This window comes from Microlunatus sagamiharensis, from assembly GCF_900105785.1.
GTDB classification, from domain to species: Bacteria; Actinomycetota; Actinomycetes; order Propionibacteriales; family Propionibacteriaceae; genus Microlunatus; species Microlunatus sagamiharensis.
On sequence record NZ_LT629799.1, the window covers coordinates 2,479,957 to 2,502,386 of the forward strand.

Genomic DNA, 22,430 nt, shown 5'->3' on the forward strand with positions numbered 1-22,430 from the left:
CGGCCGCACACCTTATCGTCGGCTTGGCTAAACAAGGGCACTACGACAAGACGATCGACTCCTGCGTTAGAAGCTCGTCGCGACGGCCTCAAACCGGCAGGGGCCCGCTGCTGGTGTCGCCGATGATGCGCTTGTAGGCGAGCTCGGCCGAGATCAGGCAGATCGGCATCCCGATGCCCGGGTTGGTGCTGGCGCCGACGTAGTAGAGGTTCGACAGCCTCTTGCTGATGTTGTTCGGGCGGAACGCCGTCTGCTTCATCGTGTGCGCCAGCCCCAGGGCAGAACCGCCGTACGCGTTGTAGTCGGCGGAGAAGTCCCGCGAGGTGTAGGTGCGCTCGAAGACGATCCGCGACTCGAGGTCGGGGACGTCGAAGTCGGCCGCCAGCAGGTCCAGGGTGCGGCGACGGTAGGTGGCGATGTCGGCGTCGCTCATCGGCAGCCCCGGCGCAACCGGCACCAGCACGAAGAGGTTCTCGTGGTCCTCGGGCGCCGTCGACTCGTCGGTCCGGCTGGGCGCGCAGACGTAGTAGGACGGGTCGTCGGGCCAGGCCGGGCTGTCGAAGATCTGGCCGAAGCTGCGCTTCCAGTCCTGCCCGAAGGCCAGGTTGTGGTGGGTCAGGCTCGGCACCCGCCCCTTCAGCCCGAGGTAGAGGATGAACGCGCTCGGCGCGAGCGTCTTCTTCGACCAGTAGCGGGCCGAGTAGGTGCGGTCCTGCTTCTCCAGCAGCTCGGTCTCGGTGTGCGCCATGTCGGCGTTGGAGATGACGAGGTCGGCGTGCAGCACCTCCCCCGACTCGAGCCGTACGCCGGTCGCCTTGCCGCCGTCGCTGAGGATCTGCGCCACCGGCGCCCCGGTGCGGTAGGTGACGCCGTGCTTGGTGCCGATCGCCTCGAGCGCCTGGATGATCGAGTAGATGCCGCCCCTGGGGAAGAACACGCCCATGTTGAAGTCGATGTGGCTCATGATGTTGTAGAGCGCCGGGGTGTTGTACGGCGAGGAACCGAGGAAGACCAGCTGGTACTCCAGGATCTTCTGCACCGTGTCGGTGGAGAAGGACCGGCTGATGTACTTGTGCATGTTCTCGAAGACGTGCAGCTGACGGCCCTGCACCGCGGTCTTGCGGTCGATGAAGTCGAAGAAGCTGTCGTGGTTGCGGTACATGAACTGGTCGATGGCGATCGCGTACTGCTCCGCCGAGCTGTCCAGGTAGGTCCGCAGCGCCTGCCCGCTGCCGGGCTCCAGCCGCTCGAAGGTCTCCACGTCGCGGTCGAGGTCGGAGAACATGTCGACCTCGAGGTCGGTGCCCCGGAAGGCGATCCGGTACGACGGGTCGAGCCGCTGCAGGTCCAGGTGGTCCTCGACCCGCTCGCCAAGTAGCGCGAAGAAGTGCTCGAAGACGTCGGGCATGAGGTACCAGGACGGGCCCATGTCGAAGCGGAAGCCGTCGGCCTCGAAGTAGTTGGCCCGCCCACCCAGCAGGGCGTTCTTCTCCAGGACGGTGACCTCGAAGCCGCGCTTCCCGAGGAGCGCCGCGCTGCCCAGGCCTCCGATGCCGCCGCCGACGACGAGTGCTGTGCTCTTGGGGCTCACAGGACTGGGGCTCACGGGACGCGACGATAGGCGGGCGACAAAGCCACGATGGTGACGACACCGACGCCGACCGCGAGCCAGTGTCCCTGCCAGGCGTTCACGGCGGTCCAGAAGACCAGGACGAGCCAGAGGTTGCGCGCGAACAGGCCCGGCAGCGGCTGCGGCAGCCGCAGCCGGCGCAGGACCAGCACCGCGATCCCGGCGGACAGGACCCAGCCGAGGAAGTTGACCAGCGGCACCCCGTAGTAGCGGCCGGGCTCGTCCCAGGCCCAGAAGCCGAGCCCGACCGCGGCGGGGTCGAGGACGAGGTCGCAGACGACCGCCAGGACGACGGCCTGCCACCAGCGCCGGGTGCTGGCGAGGCTGCCGAGCAGCAGCGGCGTCCAGGCCAGCAGCACGGTCGGCGGCGCCAGCCCGAGCAGCGGCGGACCCAGGATCCCGCTGTAGTGGAACCGGCCGTACGGAAACCCGGTGGCGACGGCGAGCGACTCGAAGACCAGCGCGTAGAGCCCCAGCCCGAGCAGCAGCAGCGCGCCGCGCCGGGCGCCCAGCCAGCGCACCGCCCCGACGATCACCGGCATCGAGAAGAGCAGGATGGCCAGCGCCGACACCCACCACCAGCGGGGCTGCAGGGGCGCGATGGACAGACCCCCGGCCGCGGCCACGAGGAGCACGGCCAGGGGCCAGCGCCACCTCCGGAACGCTTTGTCCACGACACCTAGGATCGCGGCCCATGGGCCAGCTGCTCCGGGTGTCTCGGCCCCGGTTCTGGATGTACCTGCTGGGGCCCTTCATGATCGCCCTCGCAGCGACGTCGCTGCGCCCGCCGCTTGAGGTCTGGCTGCTCGGGCTCTACCTCACGCTGCCGGCCAACCTGCTGATCTACGGCGTGAACGACCTCTTCGACGTCGAGACCGACCGGCTCAACCCCAAGAAGCAGGACTACGAGAGCCTGTTGCACCCCGAGCAGCGTCGCGGCCTGGTCACGGCCATCCTCGTGCTGAACGTGCCGTTCCTCGCCCTGGTTCCCTTCCTCCCCCACGCCTGGCCCTGGCTGCTGGTCTTCCTCGTCACCGGGGTCGGCTACTCGGCACCGCCGATCCGGGCGAAGGCCCGGCCCGTCGTCGACGCCGCCTTCAACATCCTCTACGTCGCACCCGGCCTGGCCGCGTACGCGACCATGAGCGGCAGCCAGCCCCCGGTCTCGATCGTCCTGGCGGCGCTGCTGTGGTGCATGGCCATGCACGCCTACTCCGCCGTGCCCGACATCGACGCCGACCGCGAGGCGGGGCTGGCGACCGTCGCCACGCGCTTCGGTCGACGCGGGACGCTGCTGCTTTGCGGTGCCGCGTACGCCGCGGCCGCGCTGCTGGCCCTCCCCTCGCTCGGGGTCTTCGCCCTGATCGCCGGACTCGTCTACCTCGCGATGATTGCCCTCTCCCTCCGCAGCAGCGGGCGCTCGCAGCTCTTCGCGCTCTACCGCCGCTTCCCCCTGCTCAACACCGTGCTCGGCGGCGCGCTCTTCGTGGTCACGGGGGTCCAGCACCAGACTTGGCCGTTCGCCTGAGGTTCCGCGGTCAGCGCTTCCCGGTAGCGATCGACGGGCTGAGGAAGAAAAGCCGGGGTAAGGAAGTTGCGGCTCACGTCGCACCCCTTGTGGGAACCGCGACGAGCACGATCGCTCTTCGCACGGCCCGCCATCGACCGCCGGGCACACGTCCCGACGTCTCGACCAGGCCTGCGCGCGCTCCGGCAGCGCGCACCAAGGAGCTGAACCCCATGACGAGCACCGTACCGGTCTCCGTCGCCCCCGTCACGGCACCGCCCGCCGCACCTGACGCGCCCGCTCGGACCCGTTCGGGCTGGCCCGGCGTCATCGCCCTCATGGTGGCCGTGTTCACCCTCGTCACCAGCGAGTTCCTCCCGGCCAGCCTCCTGCCCCTGATGGCCGCCGACCTCGGCGTCACCGAGGGCGTCGCCGGCCAGGTCGTCACCGCCACCGCGCTCGTCGGCATGGTCGCGGGGCCCTCGATGGGCCTGCTCTTCCCCCGCCTCGACCGGCGCCGCCTGATCATCGGGCTGCTCGCGCTCGCGGTCGTCTCCAACCTGCTGAGCGCGATCGCCCCGACGTACGCGATCGTCGTCGTGTCCCGACTGCTCCTCGGCGTCGCCCTCGCCGGCACCTGGGCGATGGCTCTCGCCGTCGCCTCGACCCTGGTCCCCGCCGACAAGGTCGGCCGCGCCATGGCCGTGGTCAACCTCGGCGTCTCCGCCGCCACCGTCGCCGCCGTCCCGCTCGGCGCCCTGATCAGCTCGCTGTACGGCTGGCGCGCCGTCTTCTGGGCCGTGGCCATCGCGACCGCCGCCGCGGTCGTCCTGTTCGTCGTCGCGATGCCGTCCGTCCCGGCCGCCGCGAGCGAAGGCGTCCGCACCCTCCTCGCCGTCCTCCGCCGTCGCGTCATGATCCTGGGCCTCATCGGCCTGGCGGTGATGATCGCCGGCCACTTCGGCAGCTACACCTTCATCCGCACCGCCGCCGAGGGCATGCCCGAGATGACGCCCGCGCTGATCGCGATCCTGCTCGCCGTCTACGGCCTCGGCGGGCTCTTCGGCAACGTGATCGCCGGGCTCCTCGCCGACCACCACCTCGGGGTCGTGCTGGTGGCGGTCCCGTCGCTGCTCGCGGTGTCGATCCTCGGCTTCTCGCTGTCCGACGGTTCCGTCGTGCTCGCCTTCGCCGCGATCGCCGTCTGGGGCCTCGGCTTCGGCGCCATCCCCACCACCTCGCAAACCTGGGCCTCCCGTGCGGAGCCCACCCGCGTCGAGGCGGCCGGCGGCCTCTTCGTCGCCAACTTCCAGCTCGCGATCGCGCTGGGTGCCGCTCTTGGTGGCGTCCTGCTCGACGGGTTCGGCGTGCACACGGTCTTCCTCGTCGGTGCGGTCGCGGTGCTCGCCGGTGGGGCGCTTTTTGCGTCGACGCGGAGACTGCTGCCCCGCTGAAGGATCCCCGGGATGGGTTCACGCCTCAGCGAAGCAGCAGAACCGCTTCGGATCACGGCGGAGACGCAACTACTCAAAGTGCTAAATGCGCGCTCCAATCAGCTTACCGCCTGAGCCTGCAAACCAGCAGCACTGGGGCCTACTTGCGCAGGGCGGAGAGAAGGAACAACGCATGCAGTTACTCGCCTCTGGCTCACCCGTGAATCGTGCTACCGGCTCGCCAAAGAAAGTGGAGCTCATTCAAGTCAACTTCACGCCTGTCCTTTAGATACTCGGCGTAGTTGGCAACGGCGGCTCCAGTTGCAAGGACTAAACCAGGCAAAATTAAGGGGGTGAACTGCATCAGGCCGACGGTCGTCATCAGTCCCCCAACAGCCAAAGATCCCGCGGATCGCGCACCAAGAATTCTGGCCGATTTCTGGCTTCGTAGTGTGAGGCTCGCTATTGCGGGGTTTAAGACATCTTCCACAATCTCCTTGGCAAGACCGACAGCGTCCGGTTCCTCGACATTGGCCAGCCTCTCTTTAATCGCCTTCGACAGGGCAGATCGGAAGATCTCGAACTCCTCCCTTTCGGCAGCACGGAAACTCAGCAGCTGACCGATAGGCGCATCGTGAAATAGAGGAACCGCGACATTGAGAGCGACTTCTCCGACCTCAACTCGATTAGCAGCAGACGCAAGTTTGACTTTGCTGGTCTCAAGAGCGAACTGCCCCAATGTTGCGCGACTTCGACGGGCAAGGCTGACGCTACGAGTATAAGAAGCAACCAGTCCCCGCGCTTGACGCTCAATGACCCGATTCTTCAGCTTCGCAGTACTGAGTTCGGGGGGTACTTTACCGATCGAGACCGTACTCAGAGCGGGGTGCCGGAAGACCCACTTTCGACCTGAGCTAGTGTCGATTACCTTCAGCTTTCCGCCATTTTTAAATTCTCTTCTGAGGAGCTTGACCATCTCATCCACCGGGCTCAAGCCCGCCTCAAGCGCGTGTTGGTTTAGATGCTCTGTGCAAAGCCTCATGTCGCGTCTGAAATGAAAGAATTCGGTAACGTCAGCGTCACGGATGTACAGGTACACCTCTACGGCAGTGGCTAACTTCTCTCGAGCGTCCTCGCGATCTTGAGAAGCACTCAAGAGGAAGTCTTGTGGATCTAGTCCCACGACAATTACGTGGTCGAAGAATAACCACGTTTGACGAACAAGCTTGTCGACCGTCGCTTTCAAGCACTTGATGTCGTTACACGCGAAGCGCGTGGTCAGATCCGAGCCCGTTCCTGCGACGAAGTTCTTACCCGCCGGTACATCGGGAAGCGCTTGAGCATCCTCTGCGGCGGCGAGTGCACTATCTAAACCATCGTCTGTGGCGATGCGGATCCGAGCTGCCTCCCATGAAGTCAGGCCACGCTCGCGCAGCCACTCCGCAACCCAGTAATCGCTCACAGAAGCCTCGTCACCAATAGTTCGAGTAATCATCGCCCGCGATGTGCCGGTGCTGCGACCGACACATGCCGAAGGCTCGCTGCAGCCCAGCGAGCCCCAGCGACTTAGAGTATTTCACGCCTGAACGTGCACTGGCGTAGTGGCCTGTAGTGCTACACCGATCTGCGGCTTCTCGAACCACAACCCTCCGCATGCAGGGCGAATCGCTCCCACCAGTGTCGCCGGACTGGGCTACTCAGAGCTGCGCGGATAGGGCTACGTGCACTGAGTTGAGTTCCATTCGGTACGGACCGACCTGCGTCAGCACCCAGCTCGCGCCGGCGTCGGCCCAGGGCTTCGCGTCGGTGTCTGCGGTCACCTGGACCACGAGCTCGATCGGCTCGCTCTCGCGCCCAGCCGCCGAACGGGCCGCGTCGATCGCCGTACGCGCCTCGGCGACGTCCTCCGGCCCCTGGAGGCCGATGACGAAGTACCCGTCGAACCTCGCCGCCCGGCGCTGCGGGGGCTTGTTGGGCCAGCGTCCGCCGATCCAGATAGGGATTCCGCCCGGGCGCGTGGCCGGCGGGAGGAAGGTGACGCCGGCGGCCTTGTGATGGGGGCCGTCGTGGTCGACGCGCTCCCCCGACAGCAGCCCGGTCAGGACCTCGAGGCCCTCGTCGAGCATCGTCGCGCGGGTCTTGGGGTCGACCGTCTCGCCGAACGCGGACAGCTCTCCCCCGCCGCCGTCACGGCCGCCGCCGTCGTCGCCCAGGCCGAAGCCGAGGATCAGGCGGCCGTCGGAGAGCCGGTCGAGGGTCGCAGCCTGCTTCGCCACCACGTGCGGGCGGCGGCGGGACAGCGGCGTGACCATGATCCCGAGCTCGATGCGCTCGGTGACCATCGCGGCGGCGGCAAGGCAGATCCAGGGGTCGGCGATCTCGGTGACCGGGTCGGCGTAGAGCAGGTGGTCCCAGACGAAGATCCCGTCCCAGCCCGCCTCCTCGGCCTGCATCGCCACGTCGGCGAACACCCGCGGGTCGGCCAGCGGGTCGAAGGCCGGGAGGAACAGTCCGCGCTTCGTCATCGAGCACCCCCGACGGTCGACGTACCGGCCGCGGACGAGTCCAGGGGCAGACCGGCCGCCTCGCGCGCGAGACCGAGGGCCTGGGCGACCGGCAGGGCGGACGACGACGCGAGGTGGACGGGCGCGGCGTCCTCGCGCAGCACGGCGGCGATGTGCCGCAGCGCCGCGGTGAACGAGTGCGCGTCGACGGTGGGGCTCTCGACGACCGGCTCGGAGGAGGCCGACGAGCGGACCTCGATCTGGGCCCCCGGCGTCGGGTGCCAGGGGTTGTCGACGCGGATCACGCCTTCGCTGCCGAGCAGGAGCGCGGTCGTCTCGGGCTGCCGACGGAACCCGCAGGTCAGCAGCAGGCGGCGGTCGTCGGCGTACGTGAGGACGCCGGCGGCCTCGACCTCGACCTCGTCGCCCATGACCGCGGTGACGACGGCGGACGACGCCGGCGAGCCGAACAGCTCGTGTGCGAGCCGCATCGGGTAGCAGCCGACGTCTGCCAGCGCGCCGCCGAACATCGGCGCGGAGAGGCGGATGTTCTCCGGCCGGGTGACCGGGAAGTGGAAGGACGCCACGACCTCGCGTAGCTCGCCGATCGCGCCGGAGCCGATCAGCTCGACGACCCGGCGGTGCTGCGCCTGGAACGGGAAGACGAACGACTCCCACAGCAGCGCGTCGTTGGTCTGCGCGAGATCGATCAGCGCCTGCGTGGCGACGGCGTTGGTCGTGAGCGGCTTCTCGCAGAGCACCGCCTTGCCCGCCTCCAGCGCGGCGGCGGCCCACTCGGCGTGCAGCGGGTTGGGCAGCGGGACGTAGACCGCCTCGACCTCGGGGTCCTCGAGCACGGCCTGGTAGCCGTCGACCGCCCGGGCGACGCCGTGCTCGGCGGCCCACGCCTGCGTACGGGCCTGGTCACGCCCGCCGACGGCGACGGGGACATCGCCGGACTCGGCGAGGGCGGGCAGCAGCTGGGCGCGGGCGATGTTGGCCGTGCCGAGGATGCCCCAGCGGACCGGCTCGCGCGCGCTCACGCCCGGCCCCCATTAGCGGCCGCGGCGGCGATGACGTGCGCCGGGACGGTGTCCCGGTCGGTGACGTAGTGGGCGTAGATGGCCTTCTCGATCTGTCGGGACGTCCCGGTCCGCAGCGCGTCGCGGACGGGTTCGTGACGCGCGCGCGCCGCGGTCAGCGCGAGGTGCTGCCGGTCGATCGAGGCGCGCATCAGCGCACCGATCTGGCCGTTGACGGTCGACCACAGCTCGGCGGCCCGTCGTCGGCCGGAGGCGTTGACGATCAGCCCGTGGAAGTGCACGTCCGCCTCGACGACGCCCTGCATGTCGCCCTGCTCGGCCGCCTCGTCCATCCGGTCGAGCGCGGCGGCGAGCGCCTCGTCGAGACCGACCTTCTCCTCGCGGGTCAGCGACTTGGCGATGCCGGCCTCGAGCACGTAGCGCGCGAAGCAGACGTCGTCGGCGTCCTCCTCGCTCATCCGCGTGACCACGCTGTGGCGGCGCGGCGAGATCTCGATGAGCCCTTCCGAGGAGAGGCCGCGCATCGCCTCGCGCACGGTCGCCCGGCTGACGCCGAGGTCGCTGGCGATCGTGGCCTCGACCAGCCGGGCGCCCGCGGGCAGCTCGTTGTTGAGGATCTGGCGGCGCAGCGCGTTGCGCACCGCCTCCGGCAGCGACTCGTGCTCGAGCACGGCGCGCACCCCCTGCCTCCCGGAGCCGGTCGGCTGGACCAGCGTCTGGGCCATCATCCTGCCCTGCCGGCCGCGCTGGGTGCGGCTCCCACCAGGGCGTTCACCCTGAGTCCCTCGTGCGTACCAGGTTCTGGGACGGCACGGAGCAGGGCGGCCGGTCCGCAGAGCAGCGGCACCAGGCCCGGACCGTGCCCGGGCATCGGGCTGTCGCCGTGCACGACGAGCCCGACGGTGACGTGCCCGCGGCGGTAGCCCATGTTGTGCCGCACGTCGAGGTCGGCGACCGCGAGGAGGTCGCCGAGGCGGAGCTCGGCGAGCAGCGGGTCGCCGGGCGCGAAGGCCAGGTCGACGTCCCACTGCTGCGCCGGACGGCCGATGCCGTTGCCGGCGAGCCGGCTCGGGACGACGCCGCGGACACCGACGTCGACGCCGCCCCCGTCGGGGGCCACGCGGATGCCGAGGGCCGGCGCGAGCGAGGGGTCGAGGTTCAGGAGCTCGACCTCGGCGGGCAGGCCGTCGAGCCGGGCGCCCTGCCCGTGCGCCCGCACGCTGAACCCGTCGCCGGGCCGGAGCTTCGCCAACGCCTCGTCGGGCAGCCAGACGAGCAGCCGCCCGTCCTCGCCCCGCTTGCCGAACACCCGCCCCTGGGTCCCCGCCGCCGCGCCGGAGCGCACGACGACCGGGTTGCCCACGCAGCCGTACGCGGTGAGCGCGTGGCGTGCGGCCTGGTCGGGGTGGCCGATGCTGACGCCGGGTGCGACGTGGTCGCCGACCGCGTGGGTGACCAGGTCACCGAGCGCGACGCCGAGGACGATGCCGCCGTCGCCGACCGGGACGTACGGGTGCCCGTCGAGGTCGATGCGGTAAGGGGTCGTGCCCATCGCCGGCGCCTCCGCGACGCCGGCGAGGTTGATCGCGACGCTCCTCATGCCGCCACCTCCTTCTCGGTCGAGCGGGCCGGGCCGACGTAGTGACGCAGGTTCGCGTCGGCGTCGAGCACGACGTGGAAGGCCTCGGCCGGCCCGCTGAAGAGCGAGGTCGGGCCGGGACCGTGGCCGAAGAGCGCGCACTGCCCGGTGGAGATCGTGCCGATGGTGATCCAGCCCGGCCGGTGGCCCCGGCCCCAGCTGTGGTCGGTGTCGCGCAGCACGACGAGGTCGCCGATCCGCAGGCCCTCGAGGCCGAGCGACAGCGACTCGTCGAGCCCGGCGTACGCGCCCATCAGGTCGGTGTTCGCGAACTCCGACGACATGCCGCCGCCGGCGCCGGCCGCGTCCGCCGGCACGTCGACGGCCACGTGCACCTCGAGGCGTCCGTCACCGGTCGTGCCGCCGGGCATGGCCGCGAGTACTCCCGGGTCGAGGTTCTTGACGCGGACCTGCGGGTGCGCGGTGAGCGCCAGGCCCTGGCCGCGGGTGCGGACGGTGACCTGGTCGCCGACGGTCGCGCCCTCGAGCACCGCGTCGGCCGCGTCGACGAGCACGTACGCGTGCTGGCCGATGGCCACGCCGCTCCCGCCCGCGGAGGCGCCGGAGACGAGCGTGACCTCGTTGCCGACGCAGGTGAGGTACTGCAGGGCGTAGTTCGCGGCCGGGTCGGCGTGCCGGACCGACAGGCCCGGCTCCAGGTGGTCGCTGGCCCAGCCCGTCGCCGGCTCGCCGAGGTGGCCGGCCAGCGTCACGCCGCCCATGCCGGGCAGCAGGAACGGCGAGCCGTCCGCGTCGACCCGGTAGGCGTGCCGATCGGCGGTGGCCGGCCACACCTCGCCGGCCAGCAGCTGGGTCACCAGCCGGTCGGCGTTGCTCTCGACCTTCACGCGGTCTCCTCCTCGGGGGTCTGAGGTGCGGTGGGGCTCGTGGACGAGCTGGCCGAGCCGAAGCGGAAGCCCCGGACCCGGACGGCGGGCGCGCTGACCGCGCCGTTCCAGACGTTGGCCAGCGGCTGGGCGAGCACGTCGGAGCCGATGGCGTCGACGCGCGACAGCACGCCGAACACCGACTCCGTGAACCGCGCCGGGCGCACCGGCGTGGTCAGGCGCCCGTCCTCGATGAGGAAGCAGGCGTCGCGGCTGCCGCCGGTCAGCGTGGTGGCGGCCGGGTCGACGACCCGGAGGTACCAGAGGCGCTGGACGTAGACGCCGCGCTCCACGCCGCCGACGAGCTCCTCGACGCTCGCGGTGCCGGGCGCCATGGTCAGGCTCATGGGCGCCGGGTGCGGCGTCTCCTCGCGGGCGATGTGCGCGTGCCCGGTCAGGGCCAGACCGGCCTTCGCGGCACTGGCGCGGTCGGTCACCGCGTCGCTGACGACCCCGTGGTCGAGCAGCGGGACGCGCACGGAGTCGGTGCCCTCGGGGTCGAACGGGAACGGCAGCCCCCGGACGGCCCGCGGGTCGTCGGCGATGTCGACCGTCTCGGGGGCGACCCGCTCGCCACGACGTCGGGCGACCGCACCCACGCCGTCGGCCACGGCGTCGCCGGTGAACCCGTACGCGTGGAAGCCCTCCAGCAGCTCGCCGGTGGCGAGCGGGCCGAGGACGACGTCGTACGTGCCGTCGGCCAGGTCGACCCGGCCGCGGGCGCGGCCGGCCTCCTCGACGGTGCGGGCGACGACCGCGTCGAGGTCGAGCACGTCCAGGCGCCGGTCGAGGTCGACCCAGTGCGAGGTGCCGTCGTCGATCCGCACGGTGAAGGTTCCGAAGGCCTCGGTCGCGGCGGCGTAGCGCTCGACGCCCTCGTGGTCGACGACCGCGAGCTCGGTGACCGCGCGGCCGAGCATGCCGAAGGCCTCGCCCCCGGCCTGCGCGGACGCGCTCATCAGCCCACGGACCGCGTCGACCCGCTCGGACGTGCCCCAGGCCGCCGTCCCCTCGTCCCACAGGGCGTCGGGCCCGAGCGTGGGCACCTGGCCGGCGGCCGCGGGAGCGGGCAGCACGGGCAGCGGGCCGGCCGCCCTCGCCAGTGCGGCGGCGCGCCCGGTGGCCCGCCGACCGGCGTCGGCCGCACCGGCCAGGTCGGTCGTGGCCACCCGGGCCGAGCGGCCGTCGACGACCGCGCGGACCATGAGCTGGCGCTCGTGCACGTCCTGCGGCTGGTGCACGCGGTCGACGGCGAAGCGGGTGTAGCCGCCCGCCCGCCCGGACAGGAAGGCCTCGGCCTCGTCCGCCCCGGCCGCCTTGGCCGCCCGGACCGCCTCGCCGCACGCCGCGACGGCGCGGTCGGCGCCGACGGCGGGTTCGGCCAGGTCCACGAAGGTCGTCGGAGAAGAAACTGCGGTCATCGCGCCACTCCCGTCGAGAGGCCCCGGAACAGCGACGGCGACGCGCCGTGCCCCAGGAACCCCCACTGCTTGGGCTCGCCCTTGCCGCAGGGCATGCCGTACGCCTTGAACTCCTCCGGCCCGGCGACCGCCTCGAGCGAGCCCCAGAACTGCGGGGTGAGGCCGCCGTAGGAGAAGCCGCGCAGCAGCCGGCCGCGCTTGCCGTTCTTCACTTCCCAGGCCGCCTCGGTGCCGAACTGGAACGCCATCCGCCGGTCGTCGATCGACCAGGTGCGGTTGTCGTCGGCGTAGTAGCCGTCGCCCATCCGGTCGAGGAGCTCGTCGAGCGAACCCTCGCCCGGCTCGAGGTAGACGTTCGTCGCGAAGCAGACCGGGAGCCAGGCCCAGCCGTCGGCGCGGGCCGCGCCCGGCCAGTCGCTCCCCGAGCCTGCGCCGCCACCGTGGCGCGCGACCGCGTCCCGGCTCGACAGCACGTCACGCAGGATCCCGTCCTCGACGAGCAGGTGCCGTGACGCGGGCGTGCCCTCGTCGTCGAAGGCGAAGCTGCCCCGGGTGCCGGGCATGGTCGGGTCCGCGGCGATGGTCATCGCCGGGGAGCCGTAGCGCAGCGTCCCGATGTCCTCGGGCTGCACCCACGAGCGGCCGGCGTAGTTGGTCTCGTCGCCGAGGATCCGGTCGAGCTCGAGCGCGTGCCCGACGGACTCGTGGATCTGCAGCGCGAGCTGAGCCGGGCCGATGACCACGTCGGCCGTGCCGCCGGGGGCCTGCGGCGCGCCGAGCAGCGCCACCGCCTCCTCCCCCACCCGGGTGGCCTCGTCCTCGAGCCCGAGGCCCAGGACGTACTCCCACCCGGCCGCGGCGGTGTTGCCGTGGAACGAGTTCGGGAAGCTGCGCCGCTGGGCACCACGCTCGTCCGCCGCGACCGCGAGCAGCATCGCGCCGCTCTCGACGAGGTGCTGCGATTGCCGCGACCCCTCCGAGTCGGCGTAGTGCTTGTGCTGCCGCTTGGCGTTGAGCCCGGCCGTCACCGAGCGCACCAGCCCCGGTGCGGACGCCGCCGTGACGATCCGCTGCAGCAGGTCGTGCCGCTCGCCCGCCGGCACCTCGAAGGGGTCGACGTCGACCGGCACCGACCACGTGCCGCTGGTGGGTTCGCGCGGGGCGAGCCTCACGGGCGCGGTGCCCGTGGACGCGCCCGCCACGGCCACTGCCCGGCGAGCCACCGCCGCGGCCGAACCCGCACCGTCGACCGGCGCCGAGGCGAAGCCCCAGATGCCGTTGCGCAGCACGCGGACGCCGAGGCCGGCGTTGTGCTCTCGCCGCTCGTCGAGCTCGCCGCGGAGGTCGGTGTAGAGCCGCTCCTCCTCGGCCTCGACGAGGCGGACGTCGGCGAAGGTCACGCCCTCGCCGGTCGCCGCCGCGAGCGCCTCCTCCATCAGCGCCCGGGCGGAGGCGTCGTCGAGGGAGCCCCAGGTGTGGGCGCTCACGCGGCGGGCGTCTGGGCCTGGGACGACTCCGTCCCGGCCAGGGGGAAGTCGACCCACGCGCGCTGGCGGTGCGAGGCCTCGAAGGCGTTGATCGTGTGCTGCACGAGCGCGCCCTGACGGAAGTCGCCCTGGTTCTCCGGCCCGCCGGACAGGATCTCGGTGGCGAAGTCTGCGACGAGGTTGGAGTAGAAGAGGAACGGCCACGCCTCGAGCGAGCTGCCGCCGTTCGGGAAGAAGCGCTCCGGGATCTCGCGCTCGACGAACTCGACCTCGTCCTTGGTCGCGGTCTTGATCGTCTGGCAGATCCCGTTCTCCTCGACGAGGCGGACGATGATCGCGCCCTCGGAGCCGTAGATGCGGACCTCGATGCCGGGGAAGTTGCCGACGGTGACGAAGGAGGACTGGACCGAGGCCAGGCCGCCGCCCTCGAACTCGGCGATGAACATGTCGCCGTCGTCGATGTTCATGCGCTCCATGCGACCGGTGTCGCGGACCATCCGGCGCGGCACGAAATTGCGCATGGTGCCCACGACCGAGGTCAGGGGCGCCCCCATCCACCAGTGCATGATGTCGATCACCGGGGCGCCGTAGCCCTCGATCGAGGCCACCTGGATGCGGTCGGGGTCGCTCGGGTCGTTCTGCTGGCGCAGCGGGTTCATCGGGTCGAGCCACTGGCTGTTCTGCTCGTAGGCGTTGATCATGTACGGCGTCCCGACGAAGCCCTGCTTGATCAGCTCGGCGGCGTACATCGTCGCTGGCGCGTAGCGGAAGGTGAAGCCGAGCTTGGTCTTCAGGCCCTTGCTCGCAGCGAGGTCGGCCGCGCGGACGACCTCGTGGTAGTCGTGGTTGACCGGCTTCTCGCAGAGCACGTGCTTGCCCGCCTCGAGCGCGGCCATCGTCACCTCGAAGTGCATGGCGTCGCCGGTGACGACGTCGATCACGTCGATGTCGGGGTCCTCGACGAGCTCGCGGTAGTCGTCGGTCACGCGGTCGACCTTGAACTGGTCGCCGGCGGCCTTGACCAGGTCGCGGTCGACGTCGGCGAGGCCGACCACGCGGCAGCGCGGGTCGCGCTGCCAGCCGGGGATGTGCGAGCGGGTGGCCCAGCGGCCGGTGCCGACGACGCCGATGTTGAGCGTCTGCTTGTCGGAGGAAGTCATCGTTGTTCTCCTTGGTCCTTCGGGGTGGTCGGGGGTGCTGCGGCGGCGTCGAGCTCGTCGGCGCGGCGGCAACGGCTGTGGTGGGAGTCGGGTCGGGTGGGGGCGCCCACGGCGAGCAGCTCGGTGCGCCACTCGTCGCAGGCCGCCTCGTGCAGCTCGCAGCGGGCGGCGAAGCGGCACGTCGGGCCGAGGCCCACGAGGGGCGGCGGTGCGCCGGGGATGACGCGCAGCGGCTCGTCACGGGCCACGGCGCTGGGCAGCGCACCGATGAGGGCCCGCGTGTACGGGTGGCGTGGCTGGGTCAGCAGCGTCGCGGTGTCGGCGATCTCGACGACCTGCCCGGCATACATGACGGCGACGCGGTCGCAGACCTGCGACACCACCGACAGGTCGTGGCTGACCAGGACCAGGCTGGTGCCGAGGTCGCGCTGGAGCGAGAGCAGCAGCCCGAGGATCTGGTCCTGGATGAGCACGTCGAGCGCGGTCGTCGGCTCGTCGGCGACGAGCATCGCCGGGTTCTGCGCGATGGCGATGGCGATGAGGGTCCGCTGGAGCATCCCGCCGCTGAACTGGTGCGGGAAGGCGTCGAGTCGCCGCTCAGGGGCCGGGAGGCCGACTTGGCGCAGCAGCTCGATGACCCGCTCACGGCGGGCCGCCGCGCCCTTCACCGTGTCGCCGAGCGCCTCGGCGACCTGGTCGCCGATCCGCTTGACCGGGTCGAGGGAGGTCATCGGGTTCTGCGGGATCATCGCCACATGCCGGCCCCACAGCCGACGCAGCCGCCGAGGCGGCAGGCCGGTGATGTCGTCGACCCCGAGGCTGGGGTAGGCGACGGTGCCGGTGACCTCGGTCTTGGGCGTGGGGCGCAAGCCCAGCAACGCGCGGCAGGTGACGCTCTTGCCCGAGCCCGTCTCCCCCACCACCCCGAGGACCTCGCCCTGGCGCAGGGTCAGCGTGACCCCGTCGGCGGCGTGCACCGGCCCGGCGGGCGTCGGGATGCTGACCCGCAGGTCGCGGACCTCGAGCAGGACGTCGCCCGGCTCACGCGGGTCGGCCGGCGCGGGCACGACCTCGTCGGCCTCGGGCATGCCCACGCGCTCGTCGGGGGCCAGCGCGGGCCCGGGCGTCGCGGCGCTCACTGCTCGGCCCGCAGGACGTCGGCGAGCCCGTCGCCGAGGAGGCTGAAGGCCACCCCGAGCACGACCAGGGCGATGCCCGGCACGAGCGAGAGCTGCCAGTTGGACAGGATGTAGGCCTGCCCCTCGGAGATCATCGAGCCCCACTCCGGCGTCGGCTGGCGCACGCCGATGCCGAGGAAGCCGAGCGAGGCGCCGAGCAGCACGTTGCCGACCGCGTCGACCATCGCGAAGACGATCACCAGCGGCGCGACCGAGGGCAGCACGTGGCGCAGCAGCACCCGCGGCGTGGAGTAGCCGAGGACGTTGGCCGCGACGACGTAGCCGTAGCGGCGCGCCGCCAAGGTCTGGCCGTGCGCGATGCGGGCGTAGCCGACCCAGCTCGCGACCCAGAGCGCGATGAACATGTTGCGCAGGCTCGGGCCGAGCGAGGCGACGATCGCGATCACCAGGACGATGAAGGGGAAGGCGAAGAACAGGTCGACGACCCGCATGATCACCGACTCGACCCAGCCGCCGACGTACGCGGCGAGCATCCCGATCGCCGTGCCGACGACGAGGGTGACGATCGTCGCGCCGAAGGCGATGGCGAGGTCGTAGCGCCCGCCGTAGAGCACGCGGGCCCACAGGTCTCGGCCGAACGCGTCGGTCCCCAGCGGGTGCCCGGGCCCGGGCGGAGCGAGCGGGTTGAGCGGGTCGATGTCGATCGGCGAGGCCGAGGTGAAGAGCGGCGCGCCGAGGCACATCACGGCGATCGCGGCGAGCAGCACCATTCCGGCGACGAGTGAGAAGCGCCCGCGCAGGGCCTTGGGCAGCGGCAGCCGCAGCCAGCGCGCCCGGCTCAGGCGGACGCCGCCCAGCTGGGCCGGGTCGACGAGGGTGGTCATCGGGTCACCGCCACGGAGAGTCGGGGGTCCAGGAGCCGGTGGACGACGTCGGTGAGGACGTTGACCAGCAGCACGAAGACCGCGAGCACGAGGGAGACGGCCTGCACGACCGGGTAGTCGCGGGTCGAGACCGCGCCGACCAGCAGGCTGCCCATCCCGGGGATGGAGAAGACGTTCTCGATCACGACCGTGCCGCCGACGAGGAAGGCGAGGTTGACGCCGAAGACGACGGCGACCGGAGCGATCGCGTTGCGGAGCACGTGCCGGGCCAGGACGGACCAGCCGGAGATGCCCTTCAGGCGGGCGATCGTGACGAAGTCGGACTCGAGCACCGTGATCGTGCTGGCCCGCAGCGAGCGCACGAGCACCGTGGAGAACGGGATCGCCAGCGTCACCGCCGGCAGCACCAGGTGGTAGAGGTGCCCGACCAGCCCGGTGCCGTAGCCGCCGATCGGGAACCACCCCAGCTTGAGCCCGAAGACCAGGATCAGCACGATCCCGATGAGGAAGGCCGGCAGGGCGTAGCCGAGGGTGAAGAACACCCGCGTGCCCTGGTCGACCGCCCCGCCGCGCTTGACCGCCGCCAGCACCCCGAGCGGGAGGCTGATGAGGGTGCAGAGCACGGCGGTGACGGCGACCAGCAGCAGCGAGGGCCCCACCCGGTCGACGAGGATCTCGCCGACCGGGCGGTGGTACTGGTACGACTCCCCGAACGACCCGGTGAGGGCCGAGCGGAGGAAGATCCCGTACTGGGTGAGGATCGAGTCGTTCAGGCCCAGGGAGTTCCTGATCTGCTCGGCCGCCTCGGGCGTGTAGCGGTTGCCGAGGATCTGGGTGGCCGGGTCGCCCGGCACCAGGCGGATGAGCACGAAGCTCACCAGCGTGATGCCGAACAGCACCGGGACCAGGTTCGCCAGCCGGGTCCAGCTCAGGCCGAGGTTCCTCACGGTCAGTGGCTTCCGACGGTGAGGCTGAGCAGTGAGTCGTTGTAGTTGCCGAGCGGGGAGACCTGGAAGCCGCTGACCCACGAGCCGGAGGCGTAGCGGAAGGGCGCGTAGGCCAGCGGGATGAACGGCGCCTGGTCGGCGATCGTCTGCTGGACCTGCGTGTAGAGCTCCGCGCGCTTGGTCTCGTCGGTCTCCGAGCGGGCGTCGTTGATCGCCTTGGTCGTGGCCTCGTCGCCCCAGTAGGAGCTGAACGAGTTGGCCCCGCCCTTGATGTCGGCGCCGAAGGTCGCGACCTCGTCGGGGTCGATGATGTCGTTGGTCCAGTAGCGCAGACCGAGCCCGTTGGTGCCCGAGCGCTCGTTGGTGTACGCGGTCGACTGCTCGTAGGACTGGATCGTCACGTCGATCCCGACCTTGGCCAGGTCGTCCTTGATCACCACGGCCTGCGCCTGGCCGGCGGCGTCACCGCTGACCGTGATCAGGTCGGTCTTGAAGCCGTTCGGGAAGCCGGCCTCGGTGAGCAGCTGCTTGGCCTTGTCGAGGTCGGGCTTGGGTGCGGCGATCGACTCGGCCCAGTAGAGCATCTTGTAGGGGAAGAAGGTGTTCGCCGGCACCGCGTTGCCCTGGTAGGCGAGCGTGTTCATCGCGTCGAGGTCGAGCGCGGCCTTCACGGCCTGGCGGACCCGGACGTCCTCGAACGGCTTGGACTTCAGCGGCACCTGCAGGAAGTCGACGCGGGTCGACGGGAAGAGGTCGACGCGCAGCTTGGGGTTGGCCGAGAGCTGCTTGACCAGGTTGCCCGGCGGGTTCTCGATCACGTCCACCTGGCCGCCCTGCAGCTGCAGCACGCGGGTGTTGTCGTTGGTCACGATGCTGACGTCGACGGTGCTGATCTTGGGCTTGGGGCCCCAGTAGCTGTCGTTGCGGGTCAGCACCAGGTTGCTGTCGGGCTCGAGCTTGGTGACCTTGAAGGGACCCGCGCCGTACGGGGTCTTGTTGAAGAAGTCCTTGTCGGCCTCGACGGCCTTCTGCGGGAGGATCCCGAACGCGTACATGGCGAGGTCGGCGAGCAGCGGCGCGTGCTTGGTCTTGAGCTTGATCACGACGGTCTGCGCGTCGGGCGCGGTGATCGACGTGACCGGGGTGATCAGGAAGCCCCAGCCGCCCTCGAGGTCCTTGGCGCGGTTGATCGACCAGGCGGCGTCGGAGGCGGTCACCGGCGAGCCGTCGGCGAACTTGGCGTCGGGGTTGAGCTTGAAGGTCCAGGTCAGGCCGTCGGGGCTGGTCTCCCAGGTCGAGGCCAGGTCGGGGACGACCTTGGTGCCGGTCGGGTCGGTCTGCACGAGGCGGGCGTAGATGTTCTGGTCGAGCCAGATGCTCTCGTTCGCCGCGTTCTCGGCCGGGTCGAGGGTGTCGATCGCGACGCCGTTGGCGATCTTGAGGGTGTCGACCTCGCTCGTCGCGGCCGGGGCGGAGGCGGCGGGGTCGGTCGAGGACCCTCCCCCTCCTCCGCAGGCGGCGAGCACCAGTGCGGCGGCGGCGATGCCGGTCGCACCGGTCAGCCGGAGCCGCCGCAGCGAGCGGCGGGGCGTGGCGGGCAGCTTCGTCATGCGTTTCCTCCAGGAGGTGGGGTGGCGGTGGAGCCCGGGTAGAGGTGGCAGGCCACGCGCTGGCCGGCCGGGGTGGTGGTGGGGAGCGGCACGACCTCGCGGCACACGGTCATGGCGGCCGGGCACCGGGGGTGGAAGGTGCAGCCCGAGGGCGGGGTGATCGGGTTCGGCAGCTCGCCGGCGACCGCGCTGGTGGTCGTGCGACGGCGGCCGAGCTTGGGGGCGGCGGAGAGCAGCGCCTGCGTGTAGGGGTGCGCCGGGCTGGCGAAGATCGCCTCGGCCGGCCCGGACTCGACGACGCGGCCGAGGTAGAGCACGGCGACGTCGTCGGCGATCCGCTCCAGCACCGCGAGGTCGTGGGTGATGAAGAGGTACGCCAGGCCCAGCTCGGACTGCAGCCGCTGGAAGAGGTTCAGGACCTGGGCCTGGACCGAGACGTCGAGCGCCGAGACCGGCTCGTCGGCGACCAGCAGCCGCGGCCCGACGGCCAGCGCCCGGGCGATGCTGACCCGCTGGCGACCGCCGCCGGAGAGCTGGCCGGGCTTGCGGCCGGCCCAGCCGGAGGGGAAGCCGACCTGGTCCAGCAGCTCGGCCACCCGGGCCGGTCGCTCGGCGGCGGGGACGGTGCCGGTGACCTTGAGGACCTCGGCGAGCGCGGCGCCGACCGTCTCGTGCGGGTTCAGGGAGGTGTACGGGTCCTGGAGCACGACCTGCACGTCGCGCCGCAGCCGGTGGCTCATCGCGCCGCCACCGGAGGCGACGTCCTTGCCGTCGAGCAGGACCTGGCCGCTGCTGGGGCGCTCGAGGCGCAGCACCAGCCGGCCGAGCGTGCTCTTGCCCGAGCCGGTCTCCCCGACCACGCCGAGGGTGCGCCCGGGCATCACCGACAGGCTCACGTCGTCGACGGCGCGCAGGACCTCGCCCGGCTCGCGCTTGAACCACGCCCGCGTGCTGCGCTGCAGCGCGTAGTGCTTGCTCAGGCCCCTCGTCTCGAGCAGCGGCGTGCGCATCGTCGCCGCCAGCTCGGTGGCGAGGGCCGTCACGCTGACGCCCCCACAGGCTCGGCGGTCTTGAGCTCGCCCGGCATCCGGAACCGCCCGGCGCCCGACCCGCCGTCGACCGCGATCACCGCGGCGTTCACGTGGTCGCTCTCGGGCAGGCAGAGGAAGCGGACCGCGTTGGCGATGTCGGCCGGGAGGCCGGCGCGGCCGGTGGGGATCGAGGCGGTCAGCGACGCGCGCAGCTCGTCGCTCGCGCGGTCGGGGTTCGCCTCGCTCGCGCCGCGGACGTCGATGTAGCCGGGGGCGACGACGTTGCTGGTGATCCCGAGCGGGCCGAGCTCCATGGCCAGCGTCGCGGAGATCGTCTCGACCGCGGCCTTGGACGACGCGTACGCCGCCCCGCGCGGCCGTGGGCTCTTGGCCGAGCCGGTCGAGATGCTCACGATGCGGCCCGAGCCGAGGCCGGCGTCGACGTAGCGCTGGACGAAGGCGCGGCAGGCGAGGAACAGCCCGGTGACGTTGACGTCGAAGACGTGGCGCCAGGCGGCCGGCGTCATCTCCAGCAGGCCGGCGGTCGGGTAGTCGGCGGCGTCGTTCACCAGGATCGACGCCGGTCCCCACCGCTCCTCGAGCGTCGCGAGGGCCCCGTCGACGGCGCCCTCGTCAGCCACGTCGCCCACGACCGAGAGCACGTCAGGGCGGTCGAGCGGGCACGGCGAGAGGTCGAGCACGCCGACCTTCGCGCCGCTGTCGGCGAGGGCGGCGACGATGGCCCGACCGAGCCCGTTGGCCCCGCCGGTGACCAGGGCCACCGACCCGTCCAGCGCTCCTGCAACCACGCGTCCTCCTCGTTCGATCTACGTCGGTTGTCGACAATCGACGATGTTCCACGCGGCCGCGGACTGTCAAGGGATTCTGAGAAACGTCCGTGTAACGGTCGTGAGTCGGCTTCTCACCAGGGCACTCGCTCGGGGCGTCGCCCTGGACGCGACCGGCGCCGAGGGACTACGTTCGGTCGACAATCGACGATCGCGACGAACTCCTGCCACCCGGCGACGCGGTCGACCGGACGCCCGGCGTCCAGGAGGAGCATCGAACCCGTGCCCGCAACCACCGTCCTCATCGCCTCGCCGCTCGAGGCCGAGCTCGTCGACCGGCTGCGCTCCGCCGTGCCCGAGGTCGAGGTCGCCTTCGAGCCCGACCTGCTGCCGGTCCCCCGCTACCCCTGCGAGCACGGCGGGACGAAGCCCGACCTCGACGCCGCGCAGTCGCAGCGGTGGTCGGACCTGCTCGCCGGCGCGGACGTGACCTTCGACTTCGACTGGCGCGACCCCGCCGCGACGGCCACCAACGCGCCCCGGCTCCGCTGGGTCCAGGCCACGAGCGCCGGCATCGGCGGGTTCGTCGCGCGCACCGGGCTGGACCGGACCGACATCACCTTCACCACCGCCGCCGGCGTGCACGCCGTGCCGCTCGCCGAGTTCGCGCTGACCGGCGTCCTCGACCTGGCCAAGGGCGTGCCGCACCTGCGGGCGCAGCAGGCCGCGCACCGCTGGGAGCGCTACGCCACCACCTCCGTCCGCGGTCGCCGCGCGGTCGTCGTCGGCCTCGGCTCGATCGGGCGCGAGACGGTCCGCCTGCTCGACGCCGTCGGGCTCGACGTGGTCGGCGTCGGCCGGCCAGGACGGACGTACGACGTCCCCGGTGCAGCACGCGTCGTGAGCACCGACGAGCTCGACGAGGTCCTGCCGGGCGCGGAGGTCGTCGTGCTGGCGACCCCGCTCACCGAGGAGACGAACGGGCTGCTGAGCCGGGCCCGCATCGACGCGCTGCCGGCCGGCGCGATCCTGGTCAACGTGGCTCGCGGACAGGTCGTCGACGAGGCTGCGCTGGTCGACGCGCTCGCGTCGGGCCACCTGGGCGGCGCGGCGCTCGACGTCTTCGAGGTGGAGCCGCTGCCGGCGTCGTCCCCGCTGTGGGACATGGCGAACGTGATCGTCTCGCCGCACTCGGCCTCGACCCTGGTCAGCGAGAACGCGGCGCTGGTCGACCTGTTCATCGACAACCTGCGGCGCTTCCTCGGCGGACGCCCGCTGCGCAACACCTACGACGCGACGAGGGGCTACTGAGCCCCATGG

Annotated in this window: 20 protein-coding genes; 3 read left to right on the forward strand and 17 right to left on the reverse strand. The window is 71.4% G+C overall.

Going from position 1 to position 22,430, the window contains the following annotated elements; all coding sequences use genetic code 11:
- Nucleotides 1-88 precede the first annotated feature (88 nt).
- Nucleotides 89-1,606: a phytoene desaturase family protein gene (locus BLU42_RS11295; protein ID WP_091074519.1), complete on the reverse strand. Its 1,518-nt coding sequence runs from the start codon at nucleotides 1,604-1,606 to the stop codon at nucleotides 89-91.
- Nucleotides 1,603-2,304, reverse strand: coding sequence for a carotenoid biosynthesis protein (locus tag BLU42_RS11300; protein ID WP_157719938.1), 702 nt, complete (start codon nucleotides 2,302-2,304; stop codon nucleotides 1,603-1,605). The genes BLU42_RS11295 and BLU42_RS11300 overlap by 4 nt, the downstream gene beginning before the upstream one ends.
- A gap of 20 nt (nucleotides 2,305-2,324) precedes the next feature.
- Here BLU42_RS11300 and BLU42_RS11305 point away from each other — a divergent pair, with 20 nt between their 5' ends.
- Both BLU42_RS11305 and BLU42_RS11310 read left to right on the forward strand, forming a co-directional pair.
- Nucleotides 2,325-3,158, forward strand: coding sequence for a prenyltransferase (locus BLU42_RS11305; protein WP_091074521.1), 834 nt, complete (start codon nucleotides 2,325-2,327; stop codon nucleotides 3,156-3,158).
- A gap of 212 nt (nucleotides 3,159-3,370) precedes the next feature.
- On the forward strand, nucleotides 3,371-4,591 hold the full coding sequence (locus BLU42_RS11310; protein WP_091074522.1) for an MFS transporter: 1,221 nt from the start codon (nucleotides 3,371-3,373) through the stop codon (nucleotides 4,589-4,591).
- Nucleotides 4,592-4,784: 193 nt separating this feature from the next.
- Here BLU42_RS11310 and BLU42_RS20620 read toward each other — a convergent pair whose 3' ends face one another.
- The 15 genes from BLU42_RS20620 to BLU42_RS11380 form a co-directional block, all read right to left on the reverse strand.
- A complete protein-coding gene (locus BLU42_RS20620) occupies nucleotides 4,785-6,032 on the reverse strand; it encodes a hypothetical protein (RefSeq protein ID WP_157719939.1) in 1,248 nt (415 codons plus the stop codon).
- Nucleotides 6,033-6,267: 235 nt separating this feature from the next.
- On the reverse strand, nucleotides 6,268-7,095 hold the full coding sequence (locus BLU42_RS11315; RefSeq protein WP_091074523.1) for an LLM class flavin-dependent oxidoreductase: 828 nt from the start codon (nucleotides 7,093-7,095) through the stop codon (nucleotides 6,268-6,270).
- A complete protein-coding gene (locus tag BLU42_RS11320; protein WP_091074524.1) occupies nucleotides 7,092-8,117 on the reverse strand; it encodes a Gfo/Idh/MocA family protein in 1,026 nt (341 codons plus the stop codon). Before BLU42_RS11320 ends, BLU42_RS11315 begins: the two co-directional genes overlap by 4 nt.
- The gene (locus tag BLU42_RS11325) at nucleotides 8,114-8,842 is read right to left on the reverse strand and encodes a GntR family transcriptional regulator (RefSeq protein WP_091074525.1); all 729 of its coding nucleotides are present in this window, start codon (nucleotides 8,840-8,842) and stop codon (nucleotides 8,114-8,116) included. Before BLU42_RS11325 ends, BLU42_RS11320 begins: the two co-directional genes overlap by 4 nt.
- The gene (locus BLU42_RS11330) at nucleotides 8,842-9,717 is read right to left on the reverse strand and encodes a DUF4438 family protein (protein ID WP_091074526.1); all 876 of its coding nucleotides are present in this window, start codon (nucleotides 9,715-9,717) and stop codon (nucleotides 8,842-8,844) included. Before BLU42_RS11330 ends, BLU42_RS11325 begins: the two co-directional genes overlap by 1 nt.
- Entirely contained in the window at nucleotides 9,714-10,604 is an 891-nt protein-coding gene (locus BLU42_RS11335; protein ID WP_197680414.1) for a DUF4438 family protein, read from the reverse strand. The genes BLU42_RS11330 and BLU42_RS11335 overlap by 4 nt, the downstream gene beginning before the upstream one ends.
- Nucleotides 10,601-12,064 carry a TldD/PmbA family protein gene (locus BLU42_RS11340; RefSeq protein ID WP_157719940.1) on the reverse strand — a complete coding sequence of 488 codons (1,464 nt, stop codon included), beginning with the start codon at nucleotides 12,062-12,064 and terminating at the stop codon, nucleotides 10,601-10,603. Before BLU42_RS11340 ends, BLU42_RS11335 begins: the two co-directional genes overlap by 4 nt.
- Nucleotides 12,061-13,551, reverse strand: a complete 1,491-nt coding sequence (locus BLU42_RS11345) for a TldD/PmbA family protein (protein WP_091074527.1) — start codon at nucleotides 13,549-13,551, stop codon at nucleotides 12,061-12,063. Before BLU42_RS11345 ends, BLU42_RS11340 begins: the two co-directional genes overlap by 4 nt.
- The gene (locus BLU42_RS11350) at nucleotides 13,548-14,711 is read right to left on the reverse strand and encodes a Gfo/Idh/MocA family protein (protein ID WP_091074528.1); all 1,164 of its coding nucleotides are present in this window, start codon (nucleotides 14,709-14,711) and stop codon (nucleotides 13,548-13,550) included. The genes BLU42_RS11345 and BLU42_RS11350 overlap by 4 nt, the downstream gene beginning before the upstream one ends.
- On the reverse strand, nucleotides 14,708-15,850 hold the full coding sequence (locus BLU42_RS11355) for an ABC transporter ATP-binding protein (RefSeq protein ID WP_091074529.1): 1,143 nt from the start codon (nucleotides 15,848-15,850) through the stop codon (nucleotides 14,708-14,710). Before BLU42_RS11355 ends, BLU42_RS11350 begins: the two co-directional genes overlap by 4 nt.
- Nucleotides 15,847-16,734, reverse strand: coding sequence for an ABC transporter permease (locus tag BLU42_RS11360; RefSeq protein WP_091074530.1), 888 nt, complete (start codon nucleotides 16,732-16,734; stop codon nucleotides 15,847-15,849). Before BLU42_RS11360 ends, BLU42_RS11355 begins: the two co-directional genes overlap by 4 nt.
- Nucleotides 16,731-17,681: an ABC transporter permease gene (locus BLU42_RS11365; RefSeq protein WP_157719941.1), complete on the reverse strand. Its 951-nt coding sequence runs from the start codon at nucleotides 17,679-17,681 to the stop codon at nucleotides 16,731-16,733. The genes BLU42_RS11360 and BLU42_RS11365 overlap by 4 nt, the downstream gene beginning before the upstream one ends.
- Nucleotides 17,682-17,683: 2 nt before the next feature.
- Complete coding sequence (locus BLU42_RS11370) at nucleotides 17,684-19,291, reverse strand: ABC transporter substrate-binding protein (RefSeq protein ID WP_091074532.1); 1,608 nt, start codon at nucleotides 19,289-19,291, stop codon at nucleotides 17,684-17,686.
- The gene (locus BLU42_RS11375) at nucleotides 19,288-20,334 is read right to left on the reverse strand and encodes an ABC transporter ATP-binding protein (protein WP_197680415.1); all 1,047 of its coding nucleotides are present in this window, start codon (nucleotides 20,332-20,334) and stop codon (nucleotides 19,288-19,290) included. Before BLU42_RS11375 ends, BLU42_RS11370 begins: the two co-directional genes overlap by 4 nt.
- Nucleotides 20,331-21,131 (reverse strand): SDR family NAD(P)-dependent oxidoreductase, encoded by an 801-nt coding sequence (locus BLU42_RS11380; protein WP_157719942.1) that lies wholly within the window; start codon nucleotides 21,129-21,131, stop codon nucleotides 20,331-20,333. The genes BLU42_RS11375 and BLU42_RS11380 overlap by 4 nt, the downstream gene beginning before the upstream one ends.
- A 627-nt stretch (nucleotides 21,132-21,758) precedes the next feature.
- Between BLU42_RS11380 and BLU42_RS21710 the strand changes: the two genes are divergently transcribed.
- Entirely contained in the window at nucleotides 21,759-22,421 is a 663-nt protein-coding gene (locus BLU42_RS21710) for a D-2-hydroxyacid dehydrogenase (protein WP_407940268.1), read from the forward strand.
- Nucleotides 22,422-22,430: the final 9 nt, after the last annotated feature.

What these genes read in the sequence shown, in the direction of transcription:
- BLU42_RS11325 (WP_091074525.1), bottom strand. Translation starts at nt 8,842, where the DNA reads ATGGCCCAGACGCTGGTCCAGCCGACCGGCTCCGGGAGGCAGGGGGTG.
- BLU42_RS11315 (WP_091074523.1), bottom strand. Translation starts at nt 7,095, where the DNA reads ATGACGAAGCGCGGACTGTTCCTCCCGGCCTTCGACCCGCTGGCCGAC.
- BLU42_RS11350 (WP_091074528.1), bottom strand. Translation starts at nt 14,711, where the DNA reads ATGACTTCCTCCGACAAGCAGACGCTCAACATCGGCGTCGTCGGCACC.
- BLU42_RS11370 (WP_091074532.1), bottom strand. Translation starts at nt 19,291, where the DNA reads ATGACGAAGCTGCCCGCCACGCCCCGCCGCTCGCTGCGGCGGCTCCGG.
- BLU42_RS11340 (WP_157719940.1), bottom strand. Translation starts at nt 12,064, where the DNA reads ATGACCGCAGTTTCTTCTCCGACGACCTTCGTGGACCTGGCCGAACCC.
- BLU42_RS11330 (WP_091074526.1), bottom strand. Translation starts at nt 9,717, where the DNA reads ATGAGGAGCGTCGCGATCAACCTCGCCGGCGTCGCGGAGGCGCCGGCG.
- BLU42_RS11310 (WP_091074522.1), top strand. Translation starts at nt 3,371, where the DNA reads ATGACGAGCACCGTACCGGTCTCCGTCGCCCCCGTCACGGCACCGCCC.
- BLU42_RS11305 (WP_091074521.1), top strand. Translation starts at nt 2,325, where the DNA reads ATGGGCCAGCTGCTCCGGGTGTCTCGGCCCCGGTTCTGGATGTACCTG.
- BLU42_RS11360 (WP_091074530.1), bottom strand. Translation starts at nt 16,734, where the DNA reads ATGACCACCCTCGTCGACCCGGCCCAGCTGGGCGGCGTCCGCCTGAGC.